The 14,437-nt window shown below is 43.7% G+C and carries 12 protein-coding genes; 7 read left to right on the forward strand and 5 right to left on the reverse strand.

Going from position 1 to position 14,437, the window contains the following annotated elements; translation table 11 throughout:
• Positions 1-555: 555 nt before the first annotated feature.
• Positions 556-2,196, reverse strand: a complete 1,641-nt coding sequence (locus DR864_RS11490; RefSeq protein ID WP_114067110.1) for an ABC-F family ATP-binding cassette domain-containing protein — start codon at positions 2,194-2,196, stop codon at positions 556-558.
• Positions 2,197-2,453: 257 nt separating this feature from the next.
• On the opposite strand from DR864_RS11490, the gene DR864_RS11495 reads away from it, so the two are divergent.
• The 7 genes from DR864_RS11495 to cdaA all read left to right on the forward strand — a co-directional run bounded on the left by DR864_RS11495 (position 2,454) and on the right by cdaA (position 9,733).
• Complete coding sequence (locus DR864_RS11495; RefSeq protein ID WP_114067111.1) at positions 2,454-3,074, forward strand: hypothetical protein; 621 nt, start codon at positions 2,454-2,456, stop codon at positions 3,072-3,074.
• 791 nt (positions 3,075-3,865) lie between these two features.
• Complete coding sequence (locus DR864_RS11505; protein ID WP_229599562.1) at positions 3,866-4,576, forward strand: sensor histidine kinase; 711 nt, start codon at positions 3,866-3,868, stop codon at positions 4,574-4,576.
• Positions 4,577-4,746: 170 nt separating this feature from the next.
• A complete protein-coding gene (locus DR864_RS11510) occupies positions 4,747-5,361 on the forward strand; it encodes a sensor histidine kinase (RefSeq protein WP_162793740.1) in 615 nt (204 codons plus the stop codon).
• Between the two features lie 141 nt (positions 5,362-5,502).
• A complete protein-coding gene (locus DR864_RS11515; protein WP_114067115.1) occupies positions 5,503-6,150 on the forward strand; it encodes a response regulator transcription factor in 648 nt (215 codons plus the stop codon).
• Positions 6,151-6,269: 119 nt separating this feature from the next.
• Positions 6,270-8,138, forward strand: a complete 1,869-nt coding sequence (gene abc-f, locus DR864_RS11520) for a ribosomal protection-like ABC-F family protein (RefSeq protein WP_114067116.1) — start codon at positions 6,270-6,272, stop codon at positions 8,136-8,138.
• 101 nt (positions 8,139-8,239) lie between these two features.
• Complete coding sequence (locus DR864_RS11525) at positions 8,240-8,878, forward strand: DedA family protein (RefSeq protein ID WP_114067117.1); 639 nt, start codon at positions 8,240-8,242, stop codon at positions 8,876-8,878.
• A 51-nt stretch (positions 8,879-8,929) separates the two neighbouring features.
• Positions 8,930-9,733 carry a diadenylate cyclase CdaA gene (cdaA, locus tag DR864_RS11530; RefSeq protein ID WP_114067118.1) on the forward strand — a complete coding sequence of 268 codons (804 nt, stop codon included), beginning with the start codon at positions 8,930-8,932 and terminating at the stop codon, positions 9,731-9,733.
• Between the two features lie 3 nt (positions 9,734-9,736).
• Here cdaA and DR864_RS11535 read toward each other — a convergent pair whose 3' ends face one another.
• The 4 genes from DR864_RS11535 to DR864_RS11550 form a co-directional block, all read right to left on the reverse strand.
• Entirely contained in the window at positions 9,737-11,149 is a 1,413-nt protein-coding gene (locus DR864_RS11535; RefSeq protein ID WP_114067119.1) for a sulfatase family protein, read from the reverse strand.
• A 40-nt stretch (positions 11,150-11,189) separates the two neighbouring features.
• Positions 11,190-12,722 carry a sulfatase family protein gene (locus tag DR864_RS11540; protein ID WP_114067120.1) on the reverse strand — a complete coding sequence of 511 codons (1,533 nt, stop codon included), beginning with the start codon at positions 12,720-12,722 and terminating at the stop codon, positions 11,190-11,192.
• A gap of 83 nt (positions 12,723-12,805) precedes the next feature.
• Positions 12,806-14,146: a sulfatase family protein gene (locus DR864_RS11545; protein WP_114067121.1), complete on the reverse strand. Its 1,341-nt coding sequence runs from the start codon at positions 14,144-14,146 to the stop codon at positions 12,806-12,808.
• Between the two features lie 56 nt (positions 14,147-14,202).
• Positions 14,203-14,388: a hypothetical protein gene (locus DR864_RS11550; protein ID WP_114067122.1), complete on the reverse strand. Its 186-nt coding sequence runs from the start codon at positions 14,386-14,388 to the stop codon at positions 14,203-14,205.
• Between the last annotated feature and the right edge of the window lie 49 nt (positions 14,389-14,437).

The raw sequence follows: 14,437 nt of genomic DNA on the forward strand, positions 1-14,437 counted from the left end.
GGTTGAATAATTCACTTGGTGTTGTTGTACTTTTTACGGATTCAAAATTAATGTGTTTTTATTAAATCACCAAATAAAATTTTATATTTTTTAACATTAACCATCTTTTATGGAAGAAAATGCCCATAAATTACACTAACAAAGTAAATAATTGCACAAAAACAAGACAGAGCCAATTTTGCCAACTTTTGCAACAAAGATGTAAAATATGGAGAAAGTAAGATTAAAAACAATACTCTTAAAAGAATATTTATAAAGAAATGACAAAAGTTAGAAATAGTAAAAACCCATCAAAATTGCCGTAAAATAGGATTTATCCCTTTTTTAAACTGGTTTTCCTCCTCCCATAAATCCAAAAACAAGCTATTTTTACCCTAAAAGCACTTTTATTCTGTCGTTTATAATCACGTAGGCCAATCATGAAGTACATTGTGATTGTATGCAGTATTGCCGACTTCTCTATTTCGAAAAACGCAGCCTTGACCAAAGAAAAACCCCGTATTTCTCACAAAAGGAAATACGGGGTTAAGTAGTCAGACAACTACTAACTATTTATTATTTGTCTTTGCGTTCAATCTCCCGCAGGTTTTCCATTTTCTTGTTCCGCAAAAAACCGTTGATGTCTTCCAAGTGCTCTTTGACGCGTTTATTACCAAACTCAAATACCTTCTCTGCCAATCCGTCCAAGAAATCACGATCGTGCGAAATCAAAATGATGGTTCCTTCAAAGGCTTTAAGAGCATCTTTCAGAATATCTTTCGTTTTGAGGTCGAGGTGATTGGTAGGCTCATCAAGAATCAAAAGATTGACGGGTTCAAGTAGGAGTTTAATCATGGCCAAACGAGTACGCTCTCCACCCGACAGCACATTCACTTTCTTGTTAATACTCTCACCACTAAACATAAACGCCCCCAAAAGGTCTTTGATTTTGGTTCGAATATCACCCACGGCGATGTTGTCAATCGTCTGAAAAACGGTCAAATCTCCATCCAACAAAGCGGCCTGATTCTGCGCAAAATAACCAATCATGGAATTGTGTCCGAGTTTCATTTCCCCTTCGTAGTCTATCTCCCCCATGATGGCCTTGACGAGCGTAGATTTCCCTTCGCCGTTTTTGCCCACAAAAGCCACTTTTTGTCCGCGCTCAATCGTCATGCTTGCGTCTTTAAACACCAGATGATCGCCGTAGCTTTTGCTCAGTTGCTCTACAATGACTGGATAATTGCCTGAGCGCGGCGCGGGCGGAAATTTCAGGTTCAGCGCCGAGGTATCCACTTCATCCACTTCCACAATGTCCAGTTTCTCCAGCATTTTTACCCGCGACTGCACCTGCAAGGTTTTTGAATACGTTCCTTTAAAACGCTCAATAAACTCGGTGGTTTCGGCAATCATTTTCTGCTGGTCATTAAACTGCTTTTGCTGCTGTTCGTGGCGCTCTTTGCGGAGTTGGAGGTACTGCGAATAGTTTACCTTATAATCATAGATACGTCCCATCGTGATTTCAATGGTGCGATTGGTAATGTTATCGACAAAAGCCCTGTCGTGTGAGATAACGATGACGGCCTTGGCGGTGTTGACCAAAAACTCCTCCAACCACTGAATCGACTCAATGTCGAGGTGGTTGGTGGGCTCATCCAACAAAATCAAATCGGGCGTTTGCAACAGAATCTTGGCCAATTCGATCCGCATCCGCCAGCCGCCGCTGAACTCATTGGTTTTACGGTCAAAATCCGAGCGCATAAAGCCAAGTCCTAAAAGTGTCTTTTCGATTTCAGCGTCATAATTGACTTCTTCGGTCGAGTAGTATTTCTCACTCAACTCCGACACGCGCTCAATAATGGCCATATACGCATCTGATTCATAGTCGGTTCGCGTTTCCAACTGATGATTGAGTTCATCCAGTTCGGTTTTCATTCCCAACACTTCGGCAAACGCCTTGGCGGTTTCTTCAAAAACCGTGACGTCGTCTTTGGTCAGCAAATGCTGGGGCAGATAGGCAATTACGGCATCGTTGGGGGCTGAGATTTTGCCGCGCGTAGGTTTGTCGGCCCCTGCGATGATTTTGAGCAGGGTTGACTTGCCCGCTCCATTTTTGCCCATGAGGGCTATTCTGTCTTTTTCGTTGATGTTGAAGGTTACATCACTAAACAAAGCTCGTCCACCGAACTCCACTGTTACGTTATCTACTGAAATCATTCCTTATAGTAATAATAAGGCGCAAAGATAAGGGGAAAGGAGGAATTGATGTTTTTTTTATTGGAGTTAGTGACCTACTCGAATAAGATTGTACAACTCGGGATATTTCCCCAATTTAATGGGTGATTTTCTATCCGTAAAATGGGATTTTTCGCATTGTTGATGCTGAGTAATTGAACGATGTTTGTGAAACATTATAAATTCCCCTTTTTCACCATAACAATTATCCTTATTCACTACTTTAACCCTTTCAAACCATGTTAATTAACCTTGCAAATGAGTATCGAAAAGCTGCAACAGCTAAATTAATCGAAAAGGCCCTTAACGTAACCGAAGAGAACATACAAAATGAAATATCATTTTTAGCTCCCCCAGGACCTGGCACCAGAATCCCAAAAGATGCCATTCAAACGCTCAGTGATAACTACGAAGCGTATACCCAAAAGGCTTATCCAGCGGGCCGACCACCAAGGCCAATACGAAAAAAGAAACAACCAGCAGGCCCACCACCTACCGATTCTAAATGTGCTTTGTTTGGACTGGGGGAAATTATAGAATTCTTAAACGTAAACGGTATTGATGTCACTCTAAATTCGGGAGTCGCCGAGGATTATGCGGTGCGAATTTATTTCGGGGTCCATAATGGTGATATTGAACTAACCAATTCATCTAAAATCCCCCTCCCGAAACCTAGCTATAACGGACAGCTAACCGCAATATTGGTAGCTGCCAAAAAAGACAACCTCGATTACCTTGATATTTTGGTGCCGACTCAGACCACAGAGGGCGGCTTTCTCATTCCACTTTCAGTAGAAGGAAGTGGGCTCGAAGTAGGCAAACTATGCCCTCCTGATTGCGGAGGTGACGAAATTCAGTAACTTTGTTGGGGTCAGACCTTTATCGTTTTGGCCCCAACAAAGCATGATTTCTTTCAATATATTGTACGACATCTATCTGGGTATTGTATTTATTGATTTTCTAATCGGTTGTATCTATTATAGATCATACAAAAAAAAACACATCTACGCTATTGTATTCCTGTTATTCTTAATTTTAATCACTGAACTTGGAGGGTATTTTTTAGCAGAAAAAACAATAAATAATGCTTGGATATTCAATGCTTATGTAATTGCAGAACTATTGATTTTATCGTATGTTTTTTATCAGGTATTTAATCCTAAAATGCGTATAATTATTTGTACAGGGGTGCTTGTTTTTAGCTTATTCAGCCTATTTAATCTTCTTTTCTTGCAAAGAAACGATTTCAATTCTTACACCTTTGTATTCAGCGGTATTCTACTAATATTTTATTCCTTACATTATTTGTACGAATATACTGCTCAAAAAACAGAAACTGAATCGTGGCTACGGGGAGTAATGTTTTGGTTTTGTACTGGCTCAGTCTTATTCTACACGGGCAATATTCTCATTACTGGTTTTATTCATGAATGGATAAAAATATCACAAAGTTTAGCAGTCGAATTATACAGAATAAATAAAGTCCTAAATCTTCTATTCTACATTTTAGTCGGAATTGGATTGTATCAAGAAGCAAAACCGAATGTAACGTACAAATAAAACAATGAGTGTAAGTAATTATCCAATCATATTGATGGTACTATCTGCTACTGTCGTAATGCTATTGTTAAGTACGTACATTTTTTTATTCATGACATTACATCGAAAAAGACAACTCCAAAACCTACAAGAAAAAGCCAACCTCCACGCCCAATACCAACAGGAAATCCTTCAATCCCAACTTGAAATTCAGAATCAGACCTTACAGCACATCAGCGGGGAGTTGCACGACAACATCGGGCAGTTGCTATCGGTAGCGCGGCTGCAACTGAATATACTGGAAGAAGAAGAAACTGCCACCTCCGCCCAAATCCGCGAAGTAAACGACGTCATCGACAAAACCATCCACGAACTACGGGCCCTGAGCAAGAGTTTGGACGGCGATTTTGTCAAGGATTTTGGCCTCATGGAGAGCCTTTCGCATGAGTTGCAACGGATACGCGCCACGAGCAAGTACCAAACCGAGATTATCACCGATGGCGAGCCGTATCGGTTGGAAGGCCAAAAGGAAATTGTGTTGTTTCGCGTAGTGCAGGAGATTCTGAACAATACCCTCAAACATTCCGCCGCCAAAAACATCAAAGTAACACTTCAATACGAGCCAACTCAGTTCACCCTCACGGTGCAGGACGATGGCAAAGGCTTTAATTTTGAGAAGCTAAAGAACCGAGAGATGACCGAATCGGGGGCAGGCCTGCGTAATATCAAACGCCGCACCGAACTCATCGGCGGCAATTGTCAGTTAGAATCCACTCTGGGCGTAGGCACTAAAATACGGCTTCAATTGCCTATTGCTTCCTAAAAACCGTAAAAAACCCTTTATAAAACGGGAAATTTCTCCTTCCGCCCCTCATTCCATCCTTTTACTTTCGTGCTATTCCGATTGTATGAGACGTTTATTGGTCTTAATATATCCAAAAAACAGCAGCGAGCATGGTAGAAGGGACAGAATTGAAACAAACTAAAAAATTAATGGAGTATCAACATGAAGTGCTTGAGTCGCAGATAGAAGTTCAAAAACAGGCATTTGAACGCATTGAAACCGAATTGTACGACAACGTAGGCCAAATGCTATCCGTCGCCAAAATTTATCTATGCACGCTGGAAGAAAGTGCATTGAACGAAGAACAACAGAATTACGTCAAACAAATCAATGACATTGTGGGCAAAACAATTCTTGATTTACGCACATTGATTCGAAATCTGGACGCCTATCTTTCCACCAATTTCGATTTAAGCAGTAGTTTGTCTACCGAAATTGTGCGTATTCAGAAAACAAGCCACGCCAACATTGAATTACAGATTTCGGGCACTCGGTATTCGTTAGGCTATGAAAAAGAAATTGTGCTGTTCAGAATTGCGCAGGAATTAATCAACAAACTGTGGAACACGGGTAATGTTTCAAACATTAAAGTTATTCTGAATTATACATCTACGTTGTTCAGTATTTCAATTCATTTTCAGGGAAAAAACGTCAAAATAGAGGCAGATAATCTCCACCGACGTACCGAATTGATGGGCGGAAAGTATCTATTTATGAACAAAAAAAAGAAGGAAATACGCATTGAGCTACCCGTTAGAAATTAACTCATTTTATAAAAAAGCTAAAATTTGTATAGAAGGCCATTTCACCCACCAATTCAAGGGCTATTTCTTTTTATTTCCCCTAAATCCTTGATACATTTAAGCAAACGTTATTTTTACTGATTATACCCACTCTCTTACTCCATGAAAACCTCTATCGCTATTGTTGATGACCACGAATTAATGGCCAAAGCCCTGTCGGGATTGGTTCAAAAATATGAAGAATACGAAGTCATCTACGAAGTTGGCAATGGCAAAGAATTGATCAAGTACATCCAACTCAATAGGATGCCCGACATCGTGCTGCTCGACATCAATATGCCCGAAATGAATGGATATGAAACGGCCTTGTGGCTAAAAAACAATTATCCCAAAATAAGAATTTTGGCGCTTTCAATGAATGATAAGGAAGAGGCCATCGTGGAGATGCTCCGCAATGGCGCGCACGGCTACTTACCCAAAGGCTGCAAGCCGTATGAACTCAAAATGGCCTTGGATTCACTGGTAACAAAAGGCTACTATTATTCTGAATTTGTGACGGGAAAACTCGTCAAAAGCCTCAACCCCGACACCATTTTGAATCCTGTCGAAGCCCTAAATCTCAACGACCGCGAAACCGAGTTCATTAAGTTGGCTTGCAGCGACCTTACCTACGTCGAAATCGCCGACAAAATGTGCGTCAGTCCACGTACCATCGATGGCTATCGTGAGTCGGTGTTTCAGAAAATGAACGTCAAAAGTCGGGTGGGAATGGTGATTGAAGCCATTCGACTTAAAATAGTAGAATTATAAACCTAACTCACTAACAATCAATGTATTTCCACAACAAAAGCAGTTAGAATAGTCATAAATTAAACACCACAAATACGATTACATATCACTTGTAGCCAAAAGCCTGCTACCTTTGCGGCATGAATTACCTTTCAGCAGAAAATATTTCCAAGTCTTTTGGCGACAAATGGTTGTTTAAAGACTTGACCATCGGCCTCAGTCGCGGCGACAAAATGGCCCTCATCGGTGCAAACGGAACGGGCAAAACGACCTTAATGACCATCTTGGCGGGCGTCACGCCCCTTGACCAAGGCAACGTGAGTGTTCGCAAAGACATTCGCGTGGGCTATCTCGAACAAGCCCCTGATTTTGACGGACAACTTCCCGTTTTGGAAGTTTTGTTTTCGGGCAATAATCCTGTAGCAAAAGCCGTCAAAGAATACGAAGAAGCACTTTTGTCGGGCGATGATAAACGATTTGCGACCGCCATTGAGAATGTCGACTCGCTGCAAGCTTGGGATTTTGAAGCCCGCGTTAAAGAAATTCTGGGGAAACTCGGCATTCCCGACGTTACAGTCAAAATAGGAACCATGTCGGGTGGACAACGCAAACGCGTTGCCCTGGCCAAAGTACTCATTGAAAGCCCCGATTTATTGATTCTGGATGAGCCTACCAACCACCTTGACTTGAGCATGGTGGAATGGCTCGAAAATTACCTCAATACCCAAAACACCACACTCCTGCTCGTAACCCACGACCGGTATTTTCTGGATACCGTCTGTAACGTGATTGTGGAGTTGGACAACGGCACGCTCTTTACCTACAAAGGGAATTACGCCTATTTTCTGGAAAAGAAAGCCGAGCGCGAAGCCATAGAAGCCTCCGAAGTAGATAAAGCGCGCAACCTATACCGCAAAGAACTTGATTGGATACGCAGGCAGCCCAAAGCGCGCGGAACCAAAGCTAAATACCGCGTAGACGCCTTTGAAGACACCAAAGATAAAGCCAGTCAACGCAAGTTTGACAATCAAATAGAACTCAACGTAAAATCGGCGCGACTGGGTAGCAAAATTGTTGAATTGCACAGTGTGGGCAAACATTTTGGCGGCAAAACCGTCGTTGACAATTTTTTATACACCTTCAAAAAAGGCGATAGAATTGGAATTGTCGGCAAAAATGGAGCAGGGAAATCTACATTGCTCAACATGATTACGGGCGAGCTACGCCCCGACAACGGCCAAGTGGTACGTGGTGATACAGTTCAGTTTGGTTATTACAAACAAACCGACCTTGAGTACAAACCCGGTCAGCGGGTGGTAGACTGGGTAAAAGATGTGGCTGAGGTCATTCGCCTCGGCACGGGCCAGACCGTAACGGCTTCGCAATACCTAAACGCCTTTCTGTTTCCACCCCATAAGCAGGGCACACTCATCGAAAAACTCAGCGGGGGCGAAAAGCGCCGCCTTCAACTGCTCCGTATTTTGATGGCCGAGCCTAATTTCCTGATTCTGGATGAGCCGACCAACGACCTCGACATCACGACCCTCAATATTCTGGAGGAGTTTTTGATGAACTTCCCCGGTTGTTTGATTATCGTTTCCCACGACCGGTATTTCTTAGACCGCCTCGTCGACCACTTGTTTGTGTTTGAAGAAAGCGGCGGCATCCGCGATTTTCCAGGAAACTATACCGATTACCGAAACTTTCTTTCTGAAAACAACGACCTAAAATCCGAAGCCAAAGCACAAACTACGTCCGTACCCACCAAGGCCGACACGCCTGCAGCGGCACCAAAGCGTAAACTAAGCTACAAAGAGCAGAAGGAACTGGAAGGGCTAGATGCTGAAATGGCCGCTTTGGAGAAACAAAAAGAAACTTTTATTGAGAAACTGAACGCTGGCAGTGGCTCGCACGAAGACCTCGTTCAATGGGCGCGCGAAATTGAAAATATCAATGCTAAAATTGAAGAAAAGGAAATGCGCTGGCTAGAGTTGAGCGAATTGGCTTGAGTAAACCCTTTTCCAGTCTTATTTTTAGAAAGATAATAAACAAAGCAAGACTTATTCGGTTGGTTATTTCCCCGTGAACCGGAAGTTATGTAATTTTGAGCATGGATTCAATTACTGACTTTTTCCAATATCTCGTTAATTCTGAAGAAATTATCCGTACTGGTGGATTGGTGCTAATAACGCTCATCATTTTTGCCGAAAACGGTCTATTCTTTGCGTTCTTTTTACCGGGCGACTACCTTGTGTTTTTGGCGGGGGTTTTTTGTGCGTTAAAAATTCTGGACGTTCCTATTTTTCTACTTTTAGGATGTCTTTTTGGGGCCGCTATTGTGGGCTCACTGACGGGGTATCTTACCGGTCGTTTCTTTGGCGACCGCATTCAAAATCGCCCAGACTCTATTTTTTTCAAGAAAAAACACATCGAAACCACTCGTATTTATTTTGCAAAATACGGCAGTCGAACGCTCGTTATCAGTCGTTTTTTGCCCGTAGTACGCACTTTTGCCCCTATTTTAGCAGGACTGGTCAAAATGAAATGGCCTGGGTTTATGCTCTATAATGTATTAGGGGCGGGATTATGGATTTTTGGATTGACGGGTGGAGGGTATTATTTTGGCGAAAAATTTCCCTGGATTATTGATTATGTTCATTATATTATCTTTTTCTTTTTGGGAATTACTACATTCACGGTGGTGAGGGGATATTTTAGCGCAAAAAAAGACATAAGCAACGAGGGATAAAATGTAGTCTAAAAGGGATAAGCCGCCGTAGTACAGTTAACTAAACAAATTATGTTTTTATTCCAGATAGGTTTTTTAAACATCGAATGGGTAGATGTATTGGACATCCTGCTCGTGGCATTTTTACTGTATCAAATCTACTACTTAGTACGTGGAAGTTTGGCGAGCCGCGTATTTCTGGGCTATTTACTGATTTATCTTTTCTATTTGGTCGTACGTGCCATTGGCCTTGAGCTTTTGACCAAAATTCTGGAATATTTCATGGGCGTAGGAGCCGTAGCGTTGATTGTGATTTTCCAACAGGAAATTCGACGCTTTCTGCTGTTTATCGGAAAATCGACCGCTTTTGCCAACAACCGCCTTCTGGGTCGTTTTTTGCGGCAGCCTACTTCAACCGAAAAAATAAACGAAATCAAACCCATCATTGAAGCCGTTCGGGCCATGGCGTCTGAATTTACGGGCGGCCTATTGATTATCAAGAAAAACGACGAACTCGACAAATACCTCCAAACTGGCGAGGAAGTCGACAGCGTACTTTCCAAGCGTCTTTTTCTTTCATTGTTTAATCAATACAGCCCCATGAACGACGGTGGTGTGATTGTGGCCGACGGGCGCATCAAAGCCGCACGCTGTATTTTACCCGTTTCTGACAGCGACGATTTCGGTAATTTAGGCTTTCGTCACCGGGCGGCGTTGGGCATGAGTGAAGTAACGGATGCCGCCGTCATTGTGGTCTCTGAAGAAACAGGGCGTATTTCGCTCGCCATTGAAGGAAATCTATTGAGCAATATTCCCGCTTCTGAAGTCGAAGAACGGCTTCGAAAATACCTGTTTGAACAAAGTAGTAAAAAATAATTATTAGTTCTTCATCTGTTCGGTCTTTGCTGAGTTGCCGTAGTAAGGATACGTTTCAAAAGGTTGCTTTCCCGCCATGCGAGGGTCGGCAGTCTCTTTTCGCCATTGGGTCAATTTCATCGACAAATCCTTCTTGATGGACTGATAGTTGCCATTTTCGGCCAAATTATTCACTTGTTCGGGGTCTTTCTTTAAATCATACAGCTCTTCTGCTGGACGCTTGGCAAAACACAATCGGTAATAATAGGCGTACTTGGCGGAATCTTGTAAGATAACATCCTTGGTAGGCCCAGGATCAACGTCTCCGTAAGCCCCTACGGCAAAATAAGGCTGCGGATCGCCAGCGGGCCATTGCTTTGGCGCAAGGTTTTGAATGTATAAAAAATCACGGGTACGAATGGCGCGGATAGGGTAACTTCGGTCGCCCCTGCGCACATTGGCGTGTCGTTCGCGTTCAAGGAAAACTTCATTTCGATGATTTTGAGTCTGATTTATCAGTAAAGGCCACAGGCTTTTACCCGACATTTCTTTGGGAATAGGCAGACGGGCCACTTCCAAAAAGGTAGGCGCAAAGTCGACAAAACTCATAAAGGTATTGGTAGCATGAGCTGCAATTTTGCCTTTCCAATAAAATACCAACGGTAAGTTCGTTCCAGCATCGTACACATTAGCTTTGGCGCGCGGGAAGGGCATTCCGTTGTCGGAGGTAACAACTATGAGGGTATTTTCTAGCTCACCGATTTCTTCCAGCTTTTTGATAAACTGGCCCACTTCCCGGTCAAAACGTTGTACCTCATAATAATAATCCAGCACATCGTTGCGGATTTCGGGCGTATCGGGCCAGTAAGCAGGTACACGCACATCGGCAGGATTCATTCCTGAGGCTTTTCCCGTTCCTGCTTCATATACCCGGTGCGGATCTTGGCTACCAAACCAATAACAAAAAGGGCTATCGGCTGGCCGTTTTTCCAAGAATTCATCAAAGTTTTTGTAGCTTTTACCCGCAGGGTTTTGTTCATAACCACCGACTTTAAAATCGCCCGGCCCCCATCCCTTGCGTTCCAGCCCCACATGGTAGCCATTTTGAGCCAATATTGAAGCATAATTAGGCAGCTTGGTTTGCAGTGTACTCCAAAGATTTCCGCTTTCTTCATTTTGATGCGGGTAGCGTCCCGTCAAAATCGTTGCCCGGGAGGGTGTACACGACGGGGAGCCACAAAACGCATTGGTAAAAACGACACCTTCGCTGGCTAAACGGTCAAAATTGGGCGTTTTAACGACTTTATTCCCATAGATTCCCGCATGCTTTCCCCAGTCATCGGCAATGCAGAAAAGGATATTAGGCTTTTTTTGCGCCCACAGAGGATGCCCAAATAAGTATAACAAACCAAAAGTTAGGAACTTGATAACTTTCATAATGAAAAAATATAAGACATGGGAGAAGCCACTACAAGTATCAATAATTTCCCTTATAAATGTGGTCGTTGCGTTTTTGTTGAATCCGTTTGAGCGGAATCTGCAAACCATTCGTACTCTCCAACCAGCCCCAAACTTGGTCGCGCAGGTCTTTCGCAATCGTCTGGTGCTGAGGACTTCTGATTAGGTTATTGATTTCCTCGGGGTCGGTTTGGAGGTCGTAAAGTTCGTTGGCATCCCACACGCCGTGGTTGAAAATGTATTTGTAACGGTCGGTTCGTACAGCAAACATCGTGGGAGTTTGAGGAAAATCATATTCCCAGTAATATTCATAAAATGCCCGGTCTTTCCACTCCGTTTTTTGTCCTTTCAGCAACGGAAGAAACGATTTCCCCTGCATTTGAGCGGGCGTAGCCAAGCCCGCATAGGCCAAAATCGTGGGCGCAATGTCGATGTTCTGAATCACATTGGTGAGCTTGGTTTTGGGTTTTATCACCGACGGGCAACTCACCAACATCGGCACCCGCATGGATTCTTCATAAGCATGGCGTTTGTCAATCAGACCGCGTTCACCAAAACTAAACCCGTTGTCGCCCATATAAATCACCAAAGTATTTTCGGCCAATCCATTATCTTCCAAGTATTTCATCACCCGACCCACGCTTTCATCGACTCCGATCAGGGTTTCGCAATACTGACGATAAAAATCATTGAAGCTGATGGTTCCATGGTAAAGATAATCCACTCCGTGCCAGCTATAACGCTGATTTTTGACCCAATTGGGCATATCTTTCATGTTGCTTTTGACCTCACCCGTCTCGGGGTCTTTTGCATTTTTTCCCCAAATTTTACTGGTATCGCTTTTGGTCAGGTACATTGAGGCAGGGTACTGAATCGGCATGTCTTTATACTTACCCGCATGGCGCTTGGCGGGTTGAAAATCGGCGTGAACGGCCTTGTGCGAGAGGTACAAAAAGAACGGTTTGTTTTTGTCCTGCTTGCCCATCCACTCAATGGCGTAGTCGGTCAGCAAATCGGTCGTATAGCCATCTTTGTGGCTTACCTGTTTGCCGTTGATGTTGAATGTGGGATTGTAATACTGCCCTTGTCCTTTAAAACTCAACCAATAATCAAAGCCCGGTTGCGGGGCGTCGTCGGCGTTACCCATGTGCCATTTGCCCAAGAAAGCCGTTTTGTAGCCCGCCTTTTGCAGATACATCGGAAAAAACTTGGTATTGGGCGGCAAGGGCGCAAAGTTGTCAACCACCTGGTGCGTGTGCGCGTATTGACCCGAAAGAATGCTCGCCCGGCTCGGCGAACAAAGGGCCGTGCTCACAAAGGCGTTTTGTACGTGCGCCCCATTGGCAGCCATTTTATCCAGGTTAGCGGTCTGTAAACCCGAGAACTTTTCCATAAAACCCATGGCATCGTAGCGGTGGTCATCGGCCAAAATGAAGATGACATTTTTGGGAGAAGCAGCAACGTTTTTTGTGTTTTTCGACGGATTAAATCCCGTCAAAGCAAAGATACCAGCCGTAGCCGCGATACAAAAGAGAAAGGCTTTTTTGAACATGATAAAAGAAAGGTGAATAATCTCTTAATAATAAGCGTAACAGAAGACGCTTTTACTTAAATAATTCAGGTAGATGCACGCGGCTACTTTTGCCAGTTTACCGCACCTGCTTTTTGAATATGCCGTCTTAGCTTTTTTTCTAGTGCGTCATAAATTGGCTTGTTGGCTTTTCTAAAGTCCGTTGTTTCGAGGGAATCTTTCGACATATCGAAAAGCTGAAACGGCTCAAACGGCGTGTTTTGCAAGATTTTCCAGTTTCCCTCTCGCAAAGCGTAATACTCTTGTCCGCCATACGCACCACCTTCCCGCCGTACCCAGAAAGTGGGCCTATCCGAGCTTGTTTTGGGCTCTCCCTTCAGCACGGATAAAAAAGACTTCCCGTCCACGAAGGGTGGGAGTTTCGCCCCCGCAGCTTCACAAAAGGTGGGGAGTAAATCCATGGTAAGCGCCCGAAAATCCGTTTTCGTGTTGGCGTTGATTTTATTCTTCCAAACGGCGATGGTCGGCACCCGGATTCCTCCTTCGTACATTGTTTGTTTGCCTCCTTTCCAAATGCCGTTATCGGCTTCATCCGACAGCAGGCCACCGTTATCGCTGCTGAAAACAATGAGCGTATTGTCGGCCTGCCCATTTTGGCGCAGTACCTCCATTACTTTACCAATACTTTCATCCAAATGCTCAATCAGGGCCGTGAGTTTGGCTCGTTTTTCAGAGAGATTAGGGTTCCGTTTTTTTACTTTTTCCAGCCATTCTTGGGGCGGTTGAACGGGGAAATGAGGAGCATTGTACGCCAGATATAAAAAGAAAGGTTTTGGGTTTTTCTTTTGGGTATTCAAGTAATCAATGGCCCATTGGGTAAACAAATCGGTGGCGTGGCCTTGTGGGTCAATGACCTGTCCGTTGAGCCGCATCCAGTTTTTTCCTTCGCGGAGGTGCGTGTAGTAATCATCCATCATGTCTTCCAAAAACCCGTGAAAATGCGTAAATCCCCGTCGATTGGGGTGATTTTCGGGCTCCAGTCCCAAGTGCCATTTCCCGACCATCGCGGTCTGATAGCCTGCCGTTTTTAATACCTGAGGGAGCGTTATGGCTTTAGGAGAAAAGTACCCCCAACTATTTTCAACGTTGCCCCGAATCACGCCAGGCACACCCACCAAATCGGGATAACGGCCCGTCATAAGGGCGGCCCGGGTAGGCGAACACACGGTTGAATTGGCGTAAAAATTCGTGAATCTCATTCCCTGCTTAGCAAGGTTGTCCAGATGAGGGGTTTGACAATATTTTGAGCCGTATACACCTACTTCGCCCCAACCCATATCGTCCACCAAGATCATAACGATGTTGGGTTTTTGTTGGGCAAAAGCCAAAGAAGTGAAAAATAAAAGAAAACAGAGGGAACGAACGCAAGAAGGCAAAAGGCTCATGTTGTTTTTTATGATTTACCATTGCTATAAATCACAAAAGCCGCTATTCTAACCTTCTATTCACCGCTTTTTAACAGATACTTTCTGCGCACATCATTGATTAAAAACTTTTTTTGGGCGGTGAAGCTCTCGGGGTGTACTTGTGCATACAGCGTTTCCCATTCCTGAAAACGCTCCGCTTCGTGTTGGCGAAATGCCTTTATGTCAATTTTTTTGGTGATAAGGTATTGTTCAAAGGTCATTGTCTGTCAAAATGTCGTTTTTTATACAATGGAACGGGGATTGAAGCAC

It is taken from the genome of Runella rosea, from assembly GCF_003325355.1.
Taxonomy (GTDB): Bacteria; Bacteroidota; Bacteroidia; order Cytophagales; family Spirosomataceae; genus Runella; species Runella rosea.